The organism is Rhodococcoides corynebacterioides NBRC 14404 (assembly GCF_001894765.1).
GTDB classification, from domain to species: Bacteria; Actinomycetota; Actinomycetes; order Mycobacteriales; family Mycobacteriaceae; genus Rhodococcoides; species Rhodococcoides corynebacterioides.
The window spans coordinates 411,594-430,560 of the sequence record NZ_BCWV01000004.1; the positions used below are offsets into that span (position 1 = coordinate 411,594).

At 69.9% G+C, this 18,967-nt stretch carries 17 protein-coding genes and 1 tRNA gene; 8 read left to right on the forward strand and 10 right to left on the reverse strand.

From position 1 onward, the window contains the following. Window positions 1–43: 43 nt before the first annotated feature. Together RC2_RS18665 and RC2_RS19295 are read right to left on the reverse strand one after the other, a co-directional pair. Complete coding sequence (locus RC2_RS18665; protein WP_139277343.1) at window positions 44–598, reverse strand: hypothetical protein; 555 nt, start codon at window positions 596–598, stop codon at window positions 44–46. Window positions 599–737: 139 nt separating this feature from the next. Beyond that, window positions 738–863 carry a hypothetical protein gene (locus RC2_RS19295; protein WP_281250865.1) on the reverse strand — a complete coding sequence of 42 codons (126 nt, stop codon included), beginning with the start codon at window positions 861–863 and terminating at the stop codon, window positions 738–740. A 771-nt stretch (window positions 864–1,634) separates the two neighbouring features. Here RC2_RS19295 and RC2_RS11240 point away from each other — a divergent pair. Next, window positions 1,635–3,878 (forward strand): sensor domain-containing protein, encoded by a 2,244-nt coding sequence (locus tag RC2_RS11240; RefSeq protein ID WP_082895427.1) that lies wholly within the window; start codon window positions 1,635–1,637, stop codon window positions 3,876–3,878. 32 nt (window positions 3,879–3,910) lie between these two features. Here RC2_RS11240 and RC2_RS11245 read toward each other — a convergent pair whose 3' ends face one another. Then, window positions 3,911–4,666 (reverse strand): GAF and ANTAR domain-containing protein, encoded by a 756-nt coding sequence (locus tag RC2_RS11245; RefSeq protein ID WP_068146854.1) that lies wholly within the window; start codon window positions 4,664–4,666, stop codon window positions 3,911–3,913. A gap of 207 nt (window positions 4,667–4,873) precedes the next feature. Here RC2_RS11245 and treS point away from each other — a divergent pair, with 207 nt between their 5' ends. The 7 genes from treS (at window position 4,874) to RC2_RS11280 (ending at window position 11,358) form a co-directional block, all read left to right on the forward strand. Next, window positions 4,874–7,057: a maltose alpha-D-glucosyltransferase gene (treS, locus tag RC2_RS11250; protein ID WP_068146857.1), complete on the forward strand. Its 2,184-nt coding sequence runs from the start codon at window positions 4,874–4,876 to the stop codon at window positions 7,055–7,057. A 56-nt stretch (window positions 7,058–7,113) separates the two neighbouring features. Further along, window positions 7,114–8,058 (forward strand): methionyl-tRNA formyltransferase, encoded by a 945-nt coding sequence (locus RC2_RS11255; protein WP_068146861.1) that lies wholly within the window; start codon window positions 7,114–7,116, stop codon window positions 8,056–8,058. Between the two features lie 95 nt (window positions 8,059–8,153). Further along, window positions 8,154–9,224 carry a YihY/virulence factor BrkB family protein gene (locus RC2_RS11260; RefSeq protein WP_245811079.1) on the forward strand — a complete coding sequence of 357 codons (1,071 nt, stop codon included), beginning with the start codon at window positions 8,154–8,156 and terminating at the stop codon, window positions 9,222–9,224. A 132-nt stretch (window positions 9,225–9,356) separates the two neighbouring features. Further along, window positions 9,357–10,256: an SDR family NAD(P)-dependent oxidoreductase gene (locus RC2_RS11265; protein ID WP_068146863.1), complete on the forward strand. Its 900-nt coding sequence runs from the start codon at window positions 9,357–9,359 to the stop codon at window positions 10,254–10,256. A gap of 40 nt (window positions 10,257–10,296) precedes the next feature. Next, a complete protein-coding gene (locus RC2_RS11270) occupies window positions 10,297–10,857 on the forward strand; it encodes a hypothetical protein (protein ID WP_068146866.1) in 561 nt (186 codons plus the stop codon). 42 nt (window positions 10,858–10,899) lie between these two features. After that, a tRNA-Asn gene (locus RC2_RS11275) sits at window positions 10,900–10,972 on the forward strand. A gap of 149 nt (window positions 10,973–11,121) precedes the next feature. After that, complete coding sequence (locus RC2_RS11280) at window positions 11,122–11,358, forward strand: hypothetical protein (protein ID WP_068146869.1); 237 nt, start codon at window positions 11,122–11,124, stop codon at window positions 11,356–11,358. Here the strand turns inward: RC2_RS11280 and dnaG are convergent. From dnaG to RC2_RS11315, 7 genes are all read right to left on the reverse strand, one after another. Then, window positions 11,355–13,277: a DNA primase gene (dnaG, locus tag RC2_RS11285; RefSeq protein ID WP_068146872.1), complete on the reverse strand. Its 1,923-nt coding sequence runs from the start codon at window positions 13,275–13,277 to the stop codon at window positions 11,355–11,357. The genes RC2_RS11280 and dnaG overlap by 4 nt on opposite strands. A gap of 101 nt (window positions 13,278–13,378) precedes the next feature. Continuing rightward, the gene (locus RC2_RS11290) at window positions 13,379–14,668 is read right to left on the reverse strand and encodes a deoxyguanosinetriphosphate triphosphohydrolase (protein ID WP_068146875.1); all 1,290 of its coding nucleotides are present in this window, start codon (window positions 14,666–14,668) and stop codon (window positions 13,379–13,381) included. Further along, the gene (locus RC2_RS11295) at window positions 14,668–15,372 is read right to left on the reverse strand and encodes a YdcF family protein (protein ID WP_068146878.1); all 705 of its coding nucleotides are present in this window, start codon (window positions 15,370–15,372) and stop codon (window positions 14,668–14,670) included. The genes RC2_RS11290 and RC2_RS11295 overlap by 1 nt, the downstream gene beginning before the upstream one ends. 55 nt (window positions 15,373–15,427) lie before the next feature. After that, complete coding sequence (locus RC2_RS11300; protein ID WP_068146880.1) at window positions 15,428–16,042, reverse strand: response regulator transcription factor; 615 nt, start codon at window positions 16,040–16,042, stop codon at window positions 15,428–15,430. After that, a complete protein-coding gene (locus RC2_RS11305; protein ID WP_068147210.1) occupies window positions 16,039–17,178 on the reverse strand; it encodes a sensor histidine kinase in 1,140 nt (379 codons plus the stop codon). The genes RC2_RS11300 and RC2_RS11305 overlap by 4 nt, the downstream gene beginning before the upstream one ends. Window positions 17,179–17,216: 38 nt before the next feature. Then, the gene (locus RC2_RS11310) at window positions 17,217–17,999 is read right to left on the reverse strand and encodes an ABC transporter permease (RefSeq protein ID WP_068146883.1); all 783 of its coding nucleotides are present in this window, start codon (window positions 17,997–17,999) and stop codon (window positions 17,217–17,219) included. Further along, on the reverse strand, window positions 17,996–18,928 hold the full coding sequence (locus tag RC2_RS11315) for an ABC transporter ATP-binding protein (RefSeq protein ID WP_068146885.1): 933 nt from the start codon (window positions 18,926–18,928) through the stop codon (window positions 17,996–17,998). The genes RC2_RS11310 and RC2_RS11315 overlap by 4 nt, the downstream gene beginning before the upstream one ends. Between the last annotated feature and the right edge of the window lie 39 nt (window positions 18,929–18,967).

Genomic DNA, 18,967 nt, shown 5'->3' on the forward strand with positions numbered 1-18,967 from the left:
CGGTTCGTCGCCACGCATTCCCGATATCGTCCGGCAGCCACGCCTATGCCCCGGCTTCTGAGTTCTTTGCGGGGTCGGCGTCGTCCAGGATCTTCTCGGTTGCCTGCAACACAGCCTTGTTTCGCCTCTGCAGCGACCGAGCGGACGGTGGACCCTTCATGATCCATCGAGAGCATTCGGCTCGCGATCTCCGAATGGCAGACAATGCAGCGGGAGGTGTTCCTCGCCCCGGCTTGCCCGCCTTTGCCGCAATTGCGTGTTCAAGCGCCATGCTGGTGAGGGTCGGCATCAACTCCAGGGCAATCACGTTCGCGGGCGTACCTTTCGGGGGCGGGTCATCGTTCAGAACCGCCCGATACTCCGCGATCAATTGGGTCATCGCTTCGTCGGACGTAGCGGTCGCAGGGATCGCCTCGCCGATCTCGACCATCCTCTTTAGGCGGTCGTTGAGGTTTCGGAGCGCCTCGGTGCGCAGTTTGTTGCGTTCGGTCCTGCCGGCTAGTCGATAACCCACGTAGCCACCTACCAGCGTGACGAGGCCGCCGCCCAACCCCTGGCCGATCGCGAGCCACAAACGAAACCACTGGTCGGGATCCATGGGCGAGATTGTGCCTCAGCGCTCCGTGGCCTCACGCCCCCACGCGTCGGGCTCCGGTCCTTCGTCCCATCCGTGGCCAAGCCAGGCGGCGACCGATTCCTCGAGGTCGAGTGCGATTTCGCCGCGGCCGTAGCGCGCCTTATGCTTCCGGGCCGGCGGTCCACCCGCCGTCGGCGATGTGCGCGCCGTTGTAGTCCGCGGCCGGCCTTCGCCGCTGCGCGCACAGCAACGGCTCCGCGCGGCCCCACCGCTCACCGTCCGTCACCAGGCGGACGCTACCCCGCTACCAGGAGCGGGCCCGACGATCATGAGTCCGACTAGAGCCTCGTCGCCGAATCGAGCGAGCTGACTCACCTCAGCGATTTCAGGCAGTCTCGCTGCGGCGGAGTCGGTGTCTGCCAGGTGAGCCGCACCTTGAGTGTCGAAGCCTTGATCCCCACCTCGCCGCCCGGAACCTTGCCAGGGGGCGACGGGAGGTTCGCCGCGGGATGGTCTCCGCTTTACACAATGACGGCCCGGGCCTCCTCCTTCGGAGAGGTTCCGTAATCCGTTCGTGAACCGGAACCGTTGGCTGCCGAGATGCTGCATCGACCACAGCTTTCTGTTCTCGATGCCGCGCAAGGTCGGTATGACTCCGAACTCGGGCACGTCGATCGAATCACCGACTTCGGGATACGTCATTGCCAGAAAAGGTACCGCGCGGTCTCAGGGCGCCACGCAAAGCATTACGTCGAGTCGCGTTGGGCACTCGACCTCGCTCCTGCGCTGTTCATCGGCGATGATGAGGCATCGACGGGTAGCAGCGGGACCAAAGGACTTCGAATCCATTGGTCGCGGGTTCGAGCCCCGCCCGCCCCACCACCACGCTCCTGCGTCCGCCGCCGCGCCCGATCCCCGTCTCCGGTCGCTGCGTCCGGCTTTCTGCTACATTCTGTACTTCCAGTTTGTTTTGTCGGCGTTCGGCCGTCGCGTCGCCTCGTCCCGGCAGGTGATCGGACGGGGGGACGTCGCAGGTCGAGGGGCGCGGGAACGGTCAGTGACGTCGATCGAGCGAGAACCGGAGGACGGACCCACCGCCCTGGTCCGGGCCGTCGGGGCCGCGGTGGATCGTTCCGCCGTGCCGGTTCTTCTCGTGCGCGCGGACGGTCGGGTGGTCCGGGCCAACCCGGCGGCCCGCCATCGCCTCGGCGACGTCGCGGTGTCGGCCGACCGCGCCTGGACGCTCGAACTGCCCGGAAGGGCGGGTCCGCAGGACTCGCCGACCATCGTCCGGGCAGGTGGTACGTGGTTCGGCCGCGCCGAGCTGGTGCAGTCGACCGGAGAGAGGGTGCCTGTGTCGACATCGGCGTTCGCTGTGCACGATCGGGACGAGGATCCGCTGATCGTCGCCACCCTGCGCACTCCCGAGCTCACCCTGGATCCGCCGTGCGGCGTCGCCGACGAGGTCCAGGCCGTGCTGCGCGCCTCGCGCGATGCCGACGAGCGTCACGATCTGCTGGCAGAACTGTCCCGTCTGGCGTTGCGGGGACGCATGGCAGATCTGCTCGCCGCGTCGGCGGACACGGTCGCGTACCTGCTCGGGGCTCGACTCGCGACCATTTCGCGCGTGCATGCCGACCCGACCACGATCGAGACGGTCGCCACCACCGACGGCGGCGACTCCGCTCTCACCCGCGGTAGCGACACGGTCCCGGCGTTCGTGGGGACGACCGGCACGCCGTTGCTGTGGCGGGGCGAGACCCTGGATCACCGAATCGACGCCGAGTCCCTGCGGAACGCGGGATTCGAGAACGCCGTCGCGGTGCCGATCGAGGGCGGCGGGCGCCCGTGGGGTGTGCTCGCCGTCTTCGGTGTCGACGTGGGCCGCTCCACCGACGGGCCCGCGGCTGCGGTGTCCGGATCGGACGCCGTTCCCGAGCCGTCGATACTCGACGAGGTCGCCGACATCGTCGGTGCCGCGGTGCACCGTGTCGGGGTGGAACGGGAACTGCGCTACCGCAGTCTGCGGGATCCGCTGACCGGACTACCCAACCGCGCCCTGGCGCACGACCGCATCGGCTCCGCCGTGGAACGCGGCCTCGTCGCCGGCTCGTGCACCGCGGTCATGCTCATCGATCTCGACGACTTCAAGTCCATCAACGACGGACTCGGCCACGAGGCCGGGGACACCGCCCTGGTCGCGGTGGCCACCCGGCTCGCGCGCGCGTCGCGGCCCGGGGACACGGTCGCGCGGCTCGGGGGCGACGAGTTCGTCGTGGTGTGCGAGAACCTGCGCGACGAGGACGACGCCGTGGCGGCCGCCGCGGTCTACGGCGACGCCGTACGCGCCCCCGTCTCCGTGGAGGGGAACGATCTGGTCATCACCGCGAGCATCGGGGTCGCGATCACCACCACCGACGTTCCGGTCAACGAGCTCGTCCGTCGGGCCGACGTCGCGATGTACCGGGCGAAGGAGACCGGACGGGGCCACGTCGCACTGTTCGACCGTGACGACCGTGACCACCGCCGCCTCCAACTGGCACTGTCGGCGGATCTGCGTGCGGCACTGGAGAGCCGGTACCTCACGCTCGCCTACCAACCGATCTTCGACATCGGCACCGGCCGCATCACCGCCGTGGAGGCCTTGGCGCGGTGGGAGCACCCGACACTGGGGTCGGTCAGCCCCGAGACGTTCGTCGCCATTGCGGAGCGAACCGGTCAGATCGACCGGCTGGGCCTCTGGGCGCTGCATTCGGCGTGTCGGCAGGCCGCCGAGTGGCAGGCCATCGCCGACGTGGGTGTTCGGGTCAACGTGTCGGCGCTGCAACTGCGCCGGCCCGGGTTCGTCTCGGCCGTCGCGCGCGTGCTGGCGGAGACGGGACTGCCGGTCGGTCGGCTCGGCCTCGAGATCACCGAGACCGTGTGGCTCGCCGACACCGCCCAGGTACGCGACGCCCTCACCGAGCTGCACCGCATGGGGGTGTCGATTCTTCTCGACGATCTCGGCAGCGGGCACAGTTCCGTCACCTACCTCAACCGCTACCCGGTCATCGAGGCCTTCAAGATCGACCAGAGCTACATCCAGGCCATGCCCGGCAAGCGGCCGGAAGCCATCGTCTCGGCCATCGTCTCCCTGGCGCACGCGTTCGACGTCACCGTCGTGGGCGAGGGCGTGGAAACGCAGGCGCAGTTCGACCGGCTGCGGGACAGCGGATGCGATCTGGCGCAGGGATTCTGGCTCGCGGAGCCGACCGACGCCGCCACCATGACGGACATGCTCCGCGAGCGACGGGCCGGCTGAGAGGCTCGATCCGCGGGAGACCGCGCGCCGAGTTACTCGGACCGGTCGTCGGCGTCGTCCCGAGCGGTGGACGTCCGACGGACGAATTCGGCGGCCACGTCGCGCACCCGCAGTCCGCGGCGCTGTGCCTCGTCGGAGAGAGCGGCGAACGCGGCCTCGGCGTCGACGCCGTCCATCGCCATCATGATGCCGCGGGCCTGCTCGATGGGTGCGCGCTGTTCCATGGCCTCGCGCAGGGCGCGGACGGCCGAGGCGGCGTCGCTGTAGCGGGTGTGCTCCCCGATCGCGCGGCCCACCGTCGTCGTGATGCCCTCGAGGACGTCGGTGTCGATGTCGTCGAACGCGTGATCGCGCAGACCGTAGAGGTTGAAGGACCCGATCACGCCGTCGAGCGTCCGGATCGGCGACGCGAGCACCGACAGGATGCCCTCCGCACGGGCGGCGTCCGTGAAGTCCGGCCACCGATCGTCCCGCTCGGTGCAGTCCACCACCACGCTCTCACCGGTGCGTGACGCCTGCAGGCAGGGTCCGGCCCCCGCGTCGTACTGGTGTCGGTCCACCGTCAGGGTCAGCAGGTCCGTGTACGTCGCGGTGTAGGTAGAGCCGTCGAAATCGATTGTCACGCCGCAACTGTCGGCACCGGGGATGATGTCGTGCGCCAGATCGACGGCCTTCTGCAGCAACTCGACCACTTGGTCGGTGTCCTCGATTCTTCCGCCCAGCGCTCCGAGAATCTCTCCGAGCCGCCCGGGCGTCAGGCTCGGTCCGGCCTGCCCCTCGGTGTCCATGGGGATATTCGACCACACGGGCCGTGAACCGGCCGGAACACGTGGCTTCCGGCTGCGTAGGCTCGTGCTCGGTCACGACCCGTTTCGACGACGAACGGGTCGGGTAGCCGTCCCGTCGGTGCCGGGTTGCTCTCGTCCGGTCTCGGGGGGCGGGCCGTGTGGCCGGTGGAGGGCGATAATCGGGCGGTCGGCGATGACGGAGGAACTGTGGATCCGGAAGTGCAGCACGAGCCCAGCGAGATCTCCTACGACGAGAACTTCTATCCGGCGCGGCCGCGGCCGCTGAAGCCGTCCGTGCGGCGGGCCTACCGGACGGCCGGCGACCTGCCTCGCGGCGACGCGGAGGCGGACAACCCGGAGTACGTGTCATGGCTGGTGCAGCGGTCCATGCTGCAGGACGCCAAGCTCATCGCCGAGCAGCTGTCCGGCAAGGGCAGCATGTGGCAGAACCCCTACGCCTCACCGGATCCGCGCGGCGCCGTCGAGCGTGCTCCCGTCTGGTTCACGGCCTACCCCATCTCGCTCATCGCCTCGCCGGGCCAGAGCTTCCTGGCCACTCTCGGCGACGAGTCGCTGTGGCAGCTGTTCTCGGACATCGGCATCACCGCCGTGCATACCGGCCCCGTCAAGGAGGCCGGCGGGCTGCACGGCTGGCACGCCACGCCGTCGGTGGACGGCCACTTCGACCGCGTGAGCATGCAGATCGACCCGGCGTTCGGGTCCGAGGAGGAGTTCCGCCGCCTCTGCGTGGTCGCCTCGGCCTACGAGGGCATCGTCATCGACGACATCGTGCCGGGCCACACCGGCAAGGGTGCGGACTTCCGCCTCGCGGAGATGGCGTACTCCGACTACCCCGGCATCTACCACATGGTGGAGATCGAACCGCAGGACTGGCACCTGCTCCCCAAGGTCGGGGCGGGGCGGGACTCGGTGAACATCGACGCCGACGCCGAGGCCGAACTGGCCCGCGCCGGCTACATCGTCGGCCAACTCCAGCGGGTCATCTTCTACGAGATGGGCGTGAAGGAGACCAACTGGAGCGCGACGCCGATCATCCGGGGCGTCGACGGCGTGGAACGCCGGTGGGTCTACCTGCACTACTTCAAGGCCGGCCAGCCGTCGATCAACTGGCTCGACCCCTCGTTTGCCGGCATGCGCCTGGTCATCGGCGACGCGTGTCACTCCATCGCCGACCTCGGCGCGGGCGCTCTGCGTCTCGACGCCAACGGCTTCCTCGGTGTCGAGCGGCGGACCGAGGGCCCCGGTTGGTCGGAGGGCCACCCGTTGTCCGAGGCCGCGAACCATCTCATCGCGAGCGTGGTGCGCAAGATGGGCGGATTCACCTTCCAGGAGCTGAACCTCACCATCGACGACATCAAGGCGATGGGTGGCAGCGGTGCGGACCTGTCCTACGACTTCATCAACCGGCCCGCTTACCACCACGCGCTGGTCATGGGGAACACCGAGTTCCTCCGCCTGACGATGAACCTCGCGCGTGACCACGGCGTCGACACCGGATCACTGGTGCACGCTCTGCAGAACCACGACGAGATGACCTTCGAGTTGGTGCATTTCGCGACGTTGCACCGGGAGGACGAGTTCTCCTACGGCGGCGAGGTGATCAAGGGCGGTGATCTCGGCGACCAGATCCGTGCGGAGCTGTGCGAGCGACTCACCGGCCGGTGGGCGCCGTACAACCGCACCTTCACCAACAACGGCATCGCCTGCACCACGGCCTCGGTGATCACGGCGTCGCTCGGCATCCGGGACCTCGACCGGATGGACGAGACCGACATCGAGACGGTGAAGAAGGCGCACCTGCTCCTCGCGATGTACAACGCGCTCCAGCCGGGCGTCTTCGCGCTGTCCGGATGGGACCTCTGCGGTGTGCTCCCCGTCCCGGCCGAGGAGGTGTCCGACCTCATCGCGGAGGGCGACACGCGGTGGATCAACCGCGGTGCGCACGACTTGATGAACTACGCCCCCGACGCGACGCGCTCCGACTCGGGCATCCCGCGGGGCCGGAGCCTGTACGGATCGCTGCCGGAGCAGATGAAGGACGGGTCGTCCTTCGTCCGGCAGCTCTCGCGCATTCTCGACGTCCGGAACCGCTACGGCATCGCCACCGCCACCCAGCTCGACGTGCCATCGGTGTCCCACAAGGGGCTGCTGGTACTGGTGCACCAGCTCGCCAACGGTCTCGTCTCCGCGACGGTGCTGAACTTCACGGGGGACGAGATCACCGCGACGGTGCAGTCGAAGCACCTGCCGGGTGGGGCCACGGTCGTCGACCTGTTCACCGACCAGGAGATCGGCACGGTCGACGAGTTGGGCAGCTTCCCGTTGACACTCGGTCCCTACCAGGGTGTTCCCGTGATGTTGAAGGGCTGACCGCCCGGCCGCGCCCCGGCCACGCCCGGAACAAAGGGTAGGCTAATCTATGTCGCATGCGCGTTGCGATGTTCGGGTATCAGACCTGGGGTCACCGCACCCTGCAGGCCCTCCTCGACTCCTCCCACGAGGTGGTCCTCGTGGTCACCCACCCGCCGAGCGAGCACTCCTACGAGACGATCTGGTCCGACTCCGTCGAGGACCTCGCCCGGAGCCACGGCATCGCGGTCCACCTGGCCCAGCGCCCGGACGACGCACTCGCGGCACGGGTGCGCGAGGCGGCACCGGACATCCTCGTCGCCAACAACTGGCGCACCAAGCTGCCGCGGGAGATCTTCGACGCTCCCCCGCACGGCACGCTGAACCTGCACGATTCGCTGCTGCCCCGCTTCACCGGCTTCTCCCCCGTCATCTGGTCGCTGATCAGCGGCGCCGCGGAGACCGGCCTCACCGCGCACCGCATGGACGACGACCTCGACACCGGCGACATCGTGGTCCAGCGCGCGGTGCCGATCGGTCCGCGGGACACCGCCACGGAGCTCGTCCAGGCCACGATCGACCTCATCCCGGAGATTCTGACGGACGCACTCGCCGCCATCGAGAACGGCACGGCCGAGTGGACCCCGCAGGACCTCGCGCAGCGCACCTTCTTCCACAAGCGCTCGGACCTCGACAGCCGGATCGACTGGACCTGGCCCGCCGAGGAGATCGACCGCCTGATCCGCGCCCAGTCCGACCCCTATCCCGACGCCTGGACCCACTACCGCGGCGAGCGCATCGGTATCACCCGCGCCCACGTCTCCACCTGCTGCTACGGCGGTACCCCCGGCCGCGTCTTCATCCACGAGGGCGACGGCATGGCCATCGTCGCCGGACCGTCGGCTCACCTCGGTCGGGGCCGCGCCCTCGTCGTCGACGAAGTCCGGACCGCCGACGGCCGTATCGTTCCCGCGGCCGAGTTCTTCCCCCACGGCGGCGGGTACCTGACCGACCGACCCTGACCCGTTTCCGCGTTCCCCTCGCGAGTACCGCAGGCCGACCGCACCGGGGGGCCGCGCGCGGTTTCCACCCTCGGCTGCGAGGGAAGACGGTCGGTATGACCACCACGCGACCGACCGCCGCCGACCCGTCGATGTCGCACGATCCGGACGACGATCGCAAGCCGGATTCGCCCACGGATCTGACCAAGCCGTCGTTCTTCTACGTGGTCCGCAAGACCGCGCGGGAGTTCTCCAAGGACCAGTGCACGGATCTGGCCGCCGCCCTCACCTACTACGCGGTGCTGTCGATCTTCCCCGCCCTGCTGGCCATGGTGTCCCTGCTGGGCGTCTTCGGTCAGGGCGAGCGCACGGTGAACGCCGTCCTCGACATCGTCTCCGACCTCGGACCGTCGTCGGCCGTCGACACGTTGCGGGACCCGATCTCCCAGTTGGTGGCGACGCCGACGGCCGGCCTCGCGTTGATCATCGGCCTCGCCGGTGCCATCTGGTCCGCCTCCGGCTACGTCGGCGCCTTCGGACGTGCGATGAACCGCATGTACGAGGTCGACGAGGGCCGGCCGGTCTGGAAACTGCGCCCGGTCATGCTGCTGGTGACGTTGATCGGTCTGATCTGCCTCGCCACGGGTGCGTTGATGCTCGCGGTCAGCGGCCCGGTCGCCAAGGCGATCGGCGACGCCGTCGGCCTGGGCGACACGACCCTCATGATCTGGAACATCGCGCGCTGGCCCATCATCCTGATCCTGGTGGTGATCGCGGTGGCGGTGCTCTACTACGCCACGCCCAACGTCAAGCAGCCGAAGTTCCGGTGGGTCAGCACGGGGGCCGCGCTGGCCATCGTCACCTGGATCGTCGCCTCGGCGCTGTTCGGGTTCTACGTCGCGAACTTCTCGAGCTACAACGCGACCTACGGCTCGCTCGCGGGCGTCGTCATTTTCCTTCTGTGGCTCTGGATCACCAATCTCGCACTCCTGTTCGGCGCGGAACTCGACTCCGAACTCGAGCGGGGGCGCGAACTGCAGGCAGGACTCCGGGCCGAGGAGCACCTGCAACTGCCGGAGCGGGACACGCGCGTGTCGCAGAAGAACGCCGAGAAGGACGCCGAGCACGTCGAACGTGGCCGCTCGCTCCGACTCTCGCGCGGCAAAGACGACTCCACCTCGCGGTAGTCCACCGCGTGGACCCGCCACGAACTCCCTGTGTCACCGCGACACCCTTCGGCCGCGGATACCGGCGTCCAGCCCTCGGCGCTCCTGCTTCTCCCATCTCGGTGCGCCCTCCGCGCACGTCTGCGAGGCATCATGTCGTCCACCCGTTCGCCCGGCGCCGGCCGTTCCGGCCCCGGCACCGCTCTGATCACCGGCGCGTCCAGCGGTATCGGCCGCGCCACCGCCCACCTCTACGCCGAACGCGGCTGGTCCCTCGCGCTCTGCGCCCGTGGGCGCGAAGGCCTCGAGGACGTCGCCGACGAGTGCCGTCGGCGCGGCGCCGGTGACGTGGCGGTCAAGCCCGTCGACGTCGCGGACGGCACCGAGGTCCAGAAGACCGTCACCGAGACCGTCGAACAATTCGGCCGCATCGACGTGTGCGTCCACAGCGCCGCCGTCATGTCCTACGGCACGTTCCTCGACACCCCCGCCGAGGTCTTCGACCACGCGATCTCCGTCGATCTGATCGGCGCTGCCAACGTCGCGCGCTCGGTCCTGACCGTCTATCGCGACCAGGGGCACGGGCACCTCGTCGTCATCGGATCGCTCCTCGGTCGTATCGCCGTGCCTTGGATGGGCACCTACGTGACGGCCAAGTGGGGGCTGCGCGGCCTCACCCGGACGCTGCAGCAGGAAATGCAGCAGTACCCCGGCATCCACGTCAGCTCGGTCGCGCCCGGTGCCGTCCGCACCCCGATCTACGAGCAGGCCGCCACCGTGGTCGGCCGCGCGGGCTCGCCCCCGCCGCCGGTCACCACGCCCGAGGTCATCGCCCGCGCCGTCGACCGCGTGGTGCGCAAGCCCCAACGCGAGCGTGACGCGGACGCGGTCTTCGGCTACGTCAACAAGGTCGCGGCCGTCGGCTACACCCTGGTTCCGGCGGTGTTCGACCGTCTCGTGGGTCCCCTGATGTGGCGTTTCGGCATCTCGCGTGAACCCAAAGACGATGCGGAGGGCAATGTATTTCGCTCCCGAAGCCCCTATCGGCAGTGATTTCCCGTCGTCGGACCGATCCTGAGTCAGACTGACGGGTATGGCTTCCCGACGCCTCGCCCCCCAGCACCTCGGATCGCTGATCGGTGCGGTGTTCGGCCTGGTGTTCGTGCTCGTGAACTCCGCGAGTTCACCGACGGTCGTCCGCATCGTGCTCGTCGTCGCTGCGGTGGCGGCCGCCGTCCTGGTCCTGGTGGGCATCGCGCGCGGCCCGGAGCCGGCCACCCCGCCGTCGGTGCGGCCCTTCGGGCGGGGGTACTGGGCGGTGGTCGCGGCGGAGGTCGTGGCCATCGTGGTCGGCGTCCGCGTCGTCGCGGCGGCCGGGCACCCACAGGCCGGGGTCGCGTGGGTGGCCACCGTCGTCGGCATCCACTTCGTCGTGCTCGCGGTGCTGTGGCGATTGCGGCTCTTCCACGTGCTCGGCGGAGCCATCACCGCTCTCGGCGTAGCGGGGCTGGTGCTCGCGTTCGCGGGCGCACCCACCGTCGCGACGGACCTGACCGCGGGTGTCGGATCCGGTGTCGTGCTGCTCGTCTTCGCCCTGGTCGGAGTGTGGGGAACCGGTGGTACCAGGCGATTTGGCAGTGCACGGGTGCTATGAGTTAGAGTCTCTTCTCGGCCGGTCTCGTACCGGTTGCTGCATTCCCCCATAGCTCAATTGGCAGAGCATTCGACTGTTAATCGAAGGGTTTCTGGTTCAAGTCCAGATGGGGGAGCCCCAGTGAGCCCCGGATCGCGCGTCATCGATCCGGGGCTTTCTCGTGTCCCGGCACGAACGGACGAGGGGTGGGGTGCGCGCACCGGGGTATGTCATCGGGCAGGATGGACACCCCGTCACCCGACCACCGAGAGGACCGCTGCACTCATGATGCGTTTGTTGGTCGGCGTCGCTGCCGGATACGTGCTCGGCACCAAGGCCGGCCGCGGTCGCTACGAGCAGATCTCCCGCGCGACCAAGGCCGTCGCCTCGAGCCCGGCCACCAAGAAGATCGTCACCGCGGGCCGACAGAAGCTGTCCGATTCGCTGAGCACGCAGCCCAAGCTCGAGCCCATGAAGCAGTACGACGACACGCAGGTCTTCGTCCCCCGAGACCAGCTCTAGATCGCGGGGAACTCCGCGTCGGTGGTGCTGCCCACGGCTTGTTCGAGCAGGCTGCGGCGGTACTGCTCGAGCGCGATGAGGTCGCCGAAGAGCGCGTTGTAATCCTCCGGCTTCTCGATCGGCGACATACGCTGCAGCTTCGACTTCAGCTCGGCGACCTGACGGCCCACCCAGACTTCCTGCAGGCGGGCCAGCACACCCGAGATGTAGCGCGGGGTCGCTTCCTCCGAGATGGGCATCGGCTCCACCGCCAGTTCGGTCACCAGGGAACGGAGGCCCTTCGCCTCGGCCTTCTTGCCGACGGCGTCGAGCCACTCCCCTCCTCCGAGTCCCGCCGCGGTGCCCCCGGCCTCGCGGACCGCGTCCGAGACCGCGGCGTAGGCGGGATGTCCGAAGGTCTCCGGGGGCAGTGAGTCGAACACCGATCCGGCGATGCCGGGGTGCTGCATCACGGCTTTCAGCGCTTCGCGTTGCGGCCACAGCGTGGGGTCGTCCCGACGTGGATGCGCCGGTCCGGCCGGTGCCGCGGAATCCTCGCTCGGTCGCGACGGGCGGCGCAGCGGGGCGGGTGCCGCACCCTTGGCGATCTTCGCGGCCTCCTCGCGGACCCGGCCGACCACCATCCGCTCGTCGATCCACCCCACCCAACCGGAGAGGCGCGCGGCGTAGTTGTCCCGGAGCGCGCGGTCCTTCATCTGCGCGACCATCGGGACGGTCCGGCGCAGCGCCTCCACCTGACCCTCGGCGGTGTCGAGGTTGCACTCGGCGAGCGCGCCGCGAATGGCGAACTCGAACAGCGGAGTACGACGCGCGACGAGGTCGCGCACCGCGGCGTCGCCCTGACGCAGTCGCAGATCGCACGGGTCCATTCCCTCGGGCGCGACGGCGATGAACGTCTGGCCGGCGAGCTTCTGGTCACCGGAGAACGCCTTCATCGCCGCGGCCTGCCCGGCCTCGTCTCCGTCGAAGGTGTAGATGATCTCGCCGCGCCAGAACTTGTCGTCCATGAGCAGCCGACGCAGCAACGCGAGGTGGTCGTCGCCGAACGCGGTGCCGCACGAGGCGACGGCGGTGGTGACGCCGGCGAGGTGCATCGCCATGACGTCGGTGTACCCCTCGACGACGACGGCCTGGTGGCCCTTCGCGATGTCCTTCTTGGCCAGGTCCAGACCGAAGAGCACCTGGGACTTCTTGTACAGCAGCGTTTCCGGGGTGTTGACGTACTTGCCGGGCATGGTGTCGTCGTCGAAGATCTTGCGGGCGCCGAAGCCGATGACGTCGCCGGCCAGGTTGCGGATGGGCCACAGGAGTCGGCGGTGGAAGCGGTCCATCGGACCCCGCTTGCCCTGCCGCGCCAGACCCGCGGCTTCGAGCTCGGCGAACTCGAATCCCTTCTTCAACAGGTGCTTGGTCAGCGTGTCCCACCCGCTGGGAGCGAACCCGCAGCCGAACTGCCGCGCCGCGGCCGCGTCGAAGTTGCGCTCGGTCAGGTAGTCCCGCGCGGCCTGCGCCTCGGGCGATCCGAGCTGCTCGGCGTAGAACTGCTGTGCCGCGGCGTTGGCCGCGACCAGCCGCGCACGCGTGCCGCGGTCCCGTTGCACGGAGGTGCCGCCGCCCTCGTAGTCGATGCGGTAGTTCAGCCGGTCGGCGAGCTGCTCGACCGACTCGACGAAGCTGATGTGCTCCATCTTCTGCAGGAACGTGTAGACGTCCCCGCCCTCGCCGCAGCCGAAGCAGTGGAACGTGCCGTGATTGGGCCGCACGTGGAACGACGGGGTCTTCTCGTCGTGGAACGGGCACAGGCCCATCATGGAATCGCCGCGCGGCGCCTTCAGGGCGACGTACTCGCCGACGATGTCCTCGATGCGCGTCCGTTCACGAACGGCCGCGATGTCTCGTTCGGGTATTCGGCCGGCCACCGGGACAGTCTAGGCGTCCGGTCCGACGGCCCCGCACGGGCGAGCGGGCCGCTCTCGCTCTATCCCACGAGCGGGCCGCTCTATCCCACGAGCGGGCCGCTCTAACCCCACGACGCCTGCGCGCCGAGGCTGGCGGCGTCGATCCGTTCGAGCCGGGACTCGGTGCAGGACGCGATCTGGTCGACGACGACGCGGGTGCGGGCGGCCTCGTCCTCGGCGGCGGACCAGGCCGGCAGGAACATCGGGTCGAGCGAGGCGGGCGCGGAGTGCAGCAGCCACGCGGCGACGCGGTGGATGCGGTCGCGTTGGCGGTCCTGGCGTCGTCGGTGGCCGTCGTCGGACATGACGTACCGCAGTGCCATGGTCTTGAGCAGCGCCACCTCGGCGCGCACCAGGTCGGGGACGGCGAGGTCGGCGTCGTAACGCCGGACCGGCCGTCCGTCGGCGGCCTCCCGAGTGGACGAGACGGCGGCCGTGGTGAAGCGCCCGACCAATTCGCTCGTCATGCGCTTGAGGGCGACGGACCGGACCAGGGTGCCGTCGTAGCCGGCGGCGTCGGAGACCACCGGCAGCTCGGAGAGTCGCTGCGCCGCATCGCACATGAGGTCGCGGTCCAGGCCACGGAACTCGCGGATCGCGAGGTCGGCCAACGCGTCCTGCTCGGCCCGGTCGGCGAGGGAGCGCAGGTCGATACGCCCGGCGATGACGCCGTCCTCGACGTCGTGCACGGAGTACGCGACGTCGTCGGCCCAGTCCATGGCCTGCGCTTCGAGGCATTGCCGCCGTTCCGGTGCGCCGGCGCGCACCCAGGCCAGGGTGGCCGCGTCGTCGTCGTAGGCGCCGAACTTCGCCCCCGGTGAGGGCCGGGTCCACGGGTACTTGATCGCGGCGTCCAACGACGCGCGGGTGAGGTTGAGCCCGGCGCTGCGACCGTCGTCCCCGAGCACTTTCGGTTCCAGGGACGTGAGGATGCGCAGGTTCTGCGCGTTGCCCTCGAAGCCCCCGCAGGACGCGGCGACCTCGTCGAGCGCGCGCTCGCCGTTGTGGCCGTAGGGCGGGTGACCGATGTCGTGGGCGAGACCGGCGAGCTCGACGAGGTCGGGATCGCACCCGATACCGTCGGCGATGCTGCGGCCGATCTGCGCCACCTCGAGCGAGTGGGTCAGCCGCGTTCGCGGCGTGTCGCCTTCCCGCGGACCGGTCACCTGGGTCTTGTCCGCGAGGCGGCGCAGCGCCGCGGAGTGCAGCACCCGCGCGCGGTCACGGGCGAACGCGCCGCGCGATTCCGCCGTCGACTCCGGCGCGAGGCCGGCCGACTTCGGTACCTCGGGAACCCGGCGGTCGACGTCGGCGGCGGTGTAGGTCTCGGTGGTGGGCAGGTCGGCGACCATCACTGTCCTGCCGTGTAGGCGAAGTCCGCCGAGTGGTGGGTGAGCTGGTACCACAGCAGAGCCGCTGTCTCCCGGCCGATTCCGTGGATCTGCGACTCACGGGTGTAGACGGCGGGACCCTGCCGGGTGGGCGAGGTCCACGCGTCCAGGCCGGCGTCGTGCGCCATGGTGCGGGTCCGCAGAGAGTGCCAGGGATCGCTGACCAGGGTCACCCGGTTCAGGCCTCGGCTCTGCAGTTCGGCCGCCACCGCCTCGATGCTGCGCAGCGTGTCCGACCCTTCCTCGACGGCGACGACGTCGTCCGCGGGGACACCCTGATCGATCAGATAGGTCCGACCGGACGCGGCCTCGGTGTAGTTGTCGCCCACTTGCTTGCCGCCCACGGTGACCACCAGCGGCGCGATACCGGCCCGATACAGCGCCGACGCCTGCGCGAGCCGCGCCTCGAACACCGACGACGGCACGCCGTCGTATTGCGCCGCTCCCAGCACCACGATGGCGTCGGACGGCGTGTGGTCGTCGATCCGCGCCACCTGCCACACGCGGACGGCCGTGCCCAGCACCACCAGCAGTCCCACCAGGACGACACCCGCGATCAGCCGCCGGATCCACCGCGCCAGCGTGCCCCCGAACCCCAGTCGGGGTGGTCGGCCGGCCGTGTCGCGGTATCCGTCGCGGTCGTCGTAGTAGTAGTCCGTACTCATCGCGGACCAGTTTGCCAGCCGCACCTGTGACGGCCGTGTGCGGCGCGCGAGGCGGTCAGAGCCACCCGTTGTCGAGCGCCACTCGCACGGCCTCGGCCCGGGTGGCGGCCCCGGTCTTGCCGATCGCGGCCGAGAGGTGGTTGCGCACGGTGCCTTCCGACAGATGCAGCTCCCGCGCGATCGCCGACGCCGTTCCGCCCGAGCGCGCCGCGATCAGGACGTCCCGCTCGCGAGCGGTCAGAGGGGACGTCCCGGCCGTCAGCGTCTCCGTGGCGAGCGTGGGGTCGACGACGCGCAGGCCCGCATGGACCCGCCGGACCGCGTCCGCGAGGGCGCGCGCCGGAGTGTCCTTGACGACGAATCCACTCGCGCCCGCGTCGAGCGCGCGACGGACGTAGCCGGGTCGGCCGAAGGTGGTGACCACCAGCACCCGGCAGTCGGGGACGGCGGCGCGCAGGGCGGCGGTGGTCTCGATGCCGTCGCCGCCGGGCATCTCGACGTCGAGGAGCGCGACGTGCGGGCGGTGCATCCGCGCGGCCGGCACCACCTCGTCGCCGCGGCCGACCTCGGCGACGACCTCGAGGTCGTGCTCGAGTCCGAGCAGGGCGGCGACCGCACCGCGGACCAACGACTGGTCGTCCGCGAGCAGCAGCCTGATGGAGTCGGTCACTCGCGCACCTCCGCCGTCACCCGGAACCCGCCGCGGGTGCCGCGGGCGATGGTCAGTGTCCCGCCGGCGTCGCGCACCAGGTCGGCCAACCCGCTCAATCCGGATCCGGTGGACCCGTGCTCGCCTCCCGCGCCGGGTCCGATCCCGTCGTCCTCGACGGTGATGCGCTCTCGTCCCAGATCCACCGTGCAGGTCGAGGCGCCGCTGTGGCGGACGACGTTGGTCACCGCCTCGCGCAGTACGCGGGCGAACAGTTCGCGTCGATCCTCGGGGACGTCGTCGACGGTTCCGTGGCGACACAGCTCGATCTCCGCCGCGTCGAGGGCGCTGTGCGCGCCGAGCAGCTCCTCGTCGAGCCGCAGGTGTCGGAACCCGCCGACGGTCGATCGGACGTCGGCGAGGGCTTGCCGGGCGAGGACCTCGATGTCGGCGACCTCCGCGGCGGCGCGTCGGGGATCGTGATCGATCAGGCGCCCCGCCAGCTCGGCCTTCACGGTGACGACGGTGAGCGAGTGGCCGAGGATGTCGTGCACGTCGCGGGCGAGGCGTTCCCGTTCCTCGACGACGGCGAGGTCGGCGAGGCGGCGCCGCACCTCGAGCAGTTGGGCGTTGCGCTGGATCAGCGTCTTCACGCCCCAGGCGGCCATGGCCGCCGCGACCACCGTGATGGCGGCGGAGTTGTCGGGGGTCCATCCGTCCACGACCCGCGGAAGAATCTCCACGGCGGCCGCGACGACGGCGACCACCGCGACACCCGTGCGGCCCGGCAGGGTGATGATGCCGAACACCGCGAGGTACACCGACCCGGTGAGTACGGCGTCCCCGGCCGCCGGAACCACGGGGACGAGCAGTGCGGTGAGGAGCAACAGGGTGGTCCACGCGCGCCGGGTCTGCTCGGGCCGCCGGTCGTCGTCGTGCAGGCGGCGGCGGAAGTCGCGGAAGCCCAGGAGGAAGACCACGGCGAACAGCACGAGCGACACGTATCCGGCGACCGTCCACGGCCACGGCCCCCGGTACTGCAGGATCCGCTCCAGCGGGTAGAAGAGGAACGCCAGCCAGATGGCGCTGAACAGCCATCCCCGGCGCTGCCGCTGCTCGACCTCTCCGCCCGCGAGCGTGGCGACGATGTCCGTCATCGTCGCCACGCTAGACGCGTGCCGTCGGTCACGCCGGGTCAACCGCGGGCGGTGTCGCGCCGGAACATCGCCCGAGCGCCGAGGACGAACACCGTCGTCCACACGACGACGTTGACGATCGCCTCGCCGAGATTCGCCGCCGTCACCTCCCCGATCGGAGCGCGGGCGATGGTGGCGACGCCCCACGTGGGCACGACCTTCGCCACGTCGGCGAACCACCCACTGGCGGGGACGAACAGGCCACCGGCGAAGGCGAGCAACGCCAGACCGGGCCCCAGGATCTGCATGACGTTCTCCGAGGGCAACACGTACCCCATGAAGAGGCCGAAGGCGGCGAAGACGACGGAGGTCACCCAGGCCAGCAGGAAGCACGACACCCACGCCGCGGCGGTGAGGTGCGCCCCCGTGGCGGCGCCGACCGCGAACACCGTGGTCACCGACACCAGACCCAGGGCCATGGCGACGAGGACCTTGGTGGCGACGTAGGCGACGGGGTCGAGGGGGGTGAGCCGTAGTTGCCGACTCCACCCCACGCCGCGCTCGATCGAGACCATGGCGCCGCCGCTGGTGGTCGCGAGCATCGCGCCGTAGAGCGCCATGCTCACCATGATGTAGCCGGTGAGATTGGCCGATCCCATCGTCTGCGTCCGATAGTCGCCGGACAGTCCGAACACGGCGAAGAAGATCGGCGGGACGAGCACGGTGAAGACGATCGTGCGGCGATTGCGCAGCATGCGGCGCAGCTCCAGGCCCAGGAAGAGCAGGCTGAAGCCGCCATGGGCGGGCACGGACCGAGGACGGTCGACAGTGGTGGTGGTCATGCGGGGCTCCCGGCGGTCGTGAGGGTGTCGGTGGTGTCGGTGGTGAGACTCAGGAAGGCGTCCTCGAGGCTGCGCGGGACGATCTCGAGATCCCGCGCGTCGGTGGTCGTCAGCAGGTGGCGCGCCACCAGGTCCGATCGCGTGCTGTGCACGACGATCCGGTCGCCCTGGCTCTGCACGTCGTCGACTCCCGGAATGCTCAGCAGCGCGGCACGATTGACGTCCGTGACGACGGCGGTGATGCGCCGACCCGCCGCGAGGTTCTTGATCTCCGCGGCGGTCCCGTCGGCGACGATGCGGCCGGCACGCACGAGCACGATGCGGTCGGCGTAGGCGTCCGCTTCCTCGAGGTAGTGGGTGGCGAACAGGACGGTTCGCCCGCGGGCGCTGTCGGCGCGCATCGCGGCCCAGAAGTCGCGGCGCCCGAGGGTGTCCATGCCGGTGGTCGGCTCGTCGAGCACCACCAGGTCCGGGTCCGGCAGCAGAGCCAGCGCGAACCGGAGCCGCTGCTGCTGACCGCCGGAGCACTTCCCCACGAGACGGTCGGCGATGTCGGTGATGCCGGCGCGTTCCAGGACCTCGTCCACGGGACGCGCACTCGCGTGGAGAGCGGCCACGAGCCGCACGGTCTCGGCGACGGTGACGTCGCGCAGCAGGCCCCCCGACTGGAGAACGGCCGAGATCCGACCCGACGCCACCGCCTCGCGCGGCGTCGCGCCGAAGACGCGAACCGTGCCGCGGTCCGGCCGGGTCAGCCCGAGCAGCATGTCGAGGGTGGTGGTCTTCCCGGCGCCGTTGGGGCCGAGGAAGGCGACGATCTCACCGGGGTGGACGGTCAGGGACAGACCGTCCACCGCGGTGACGGAGCCGAAGCTCTTCTGCAGGCCGTCGAGTTCGACGGCCGGTGTGATGTGCGGGTTCGATGTCATGGGAACGACGATGCTCGCCGCGGCGGCCTCGTCCCTCGG

What these genes read in the sequence shown, in the direction of transcription:
- RC2_RS18665 (WP_139277343.1), bottom strand. Translation starts at nt 598, where the DNA reads ATGGATCCCGACCAGTGGTTTCGTTTGTGGCTCGCGATCGGCCAGGGG.
- RC2_RS11245 (WP_068146854.1), bottom strand. Translation starts at nt 4,666, where the DNA reads ATGGACACCGAGGGGCAGGCCGGACCGAGCCTGACGCCCGGGCGGCTC.
- RC2_RS11255 (WP_068146861.1), top strand. Translation starts at nt 7,114, where the DNA reads ATGCGCGTTGCGATGTTCGGGTATCAGACCTGGGGTCACCGCACCCTG.
- RC2_RS11260 (WP_245811079.1), top strand. Translation starts at nt 8,154, where the DNA reads ATGACCACCACGCGACCGACCGCCGCCGACCCGTCGATGTCGCACGAT.
- RC2_RS11265 (WP_068146863.1), top strand. Translation starts at nt 9,357, where the DNA reads ATGTCGTCCACCCGTTCGCCCGGCGCCGGCCGTTCCGGCCCCGGCACC.
- RC2_RS11270 (WP_068146866.1), top strand. Translation starts at nt 10,297, where the DNA reads ATGGCTTCCCGACGCCTCGCCCCCCAGCACCTCGGATCGCTGATCGGT.
- RC2_RS11280 (WP_068146869.1), top strand. Translation starts at nt 11,122, where the DNA reads ATGATGCGTTTGTTGGTCGGCGTCGCTGCCGGATACGTGCTCGGCACC.
- RC2_RS11290 (WP_068146875.1), bottom strand. Translation starts at nt 14,668, where the DNA reads ATGGTCGCCGACCTGCCCACCACCGAGACCTACACCGCCGCCGACGTC.
- RC2_RS11295 (WP_068146878.1), bottom strand. Translation starts at nt 15,372, where the DNA reads ATGAGTACGGACTACTACTACGACGACCGCGACGGATACCGCGACACG.
- RC2_RS11305 (WP_068147210.1), bottom strand. Translation starts at nt 17,178, where the DNA reads ATGACGGACATCGTCGCCACGCTCGCGGGCGGAGAGGTCGAGCAGCGG.
- RC2_RS11310 (WP_068146883.1), bottom strand. Translation starts at nt 17,999, where the DNA reads ATGACCACCACCACTGTCGACCGTCCTCGGTCCGTGCCCGCCCATGGC.
- RC2_RS11315 (WP_068146885.1), bottom strand. Translation starts at nt 18,928, where the DNA reads ATGACATCGAACCCGCACATCACACCGGCCGTCGAACTCGACGGCCTG.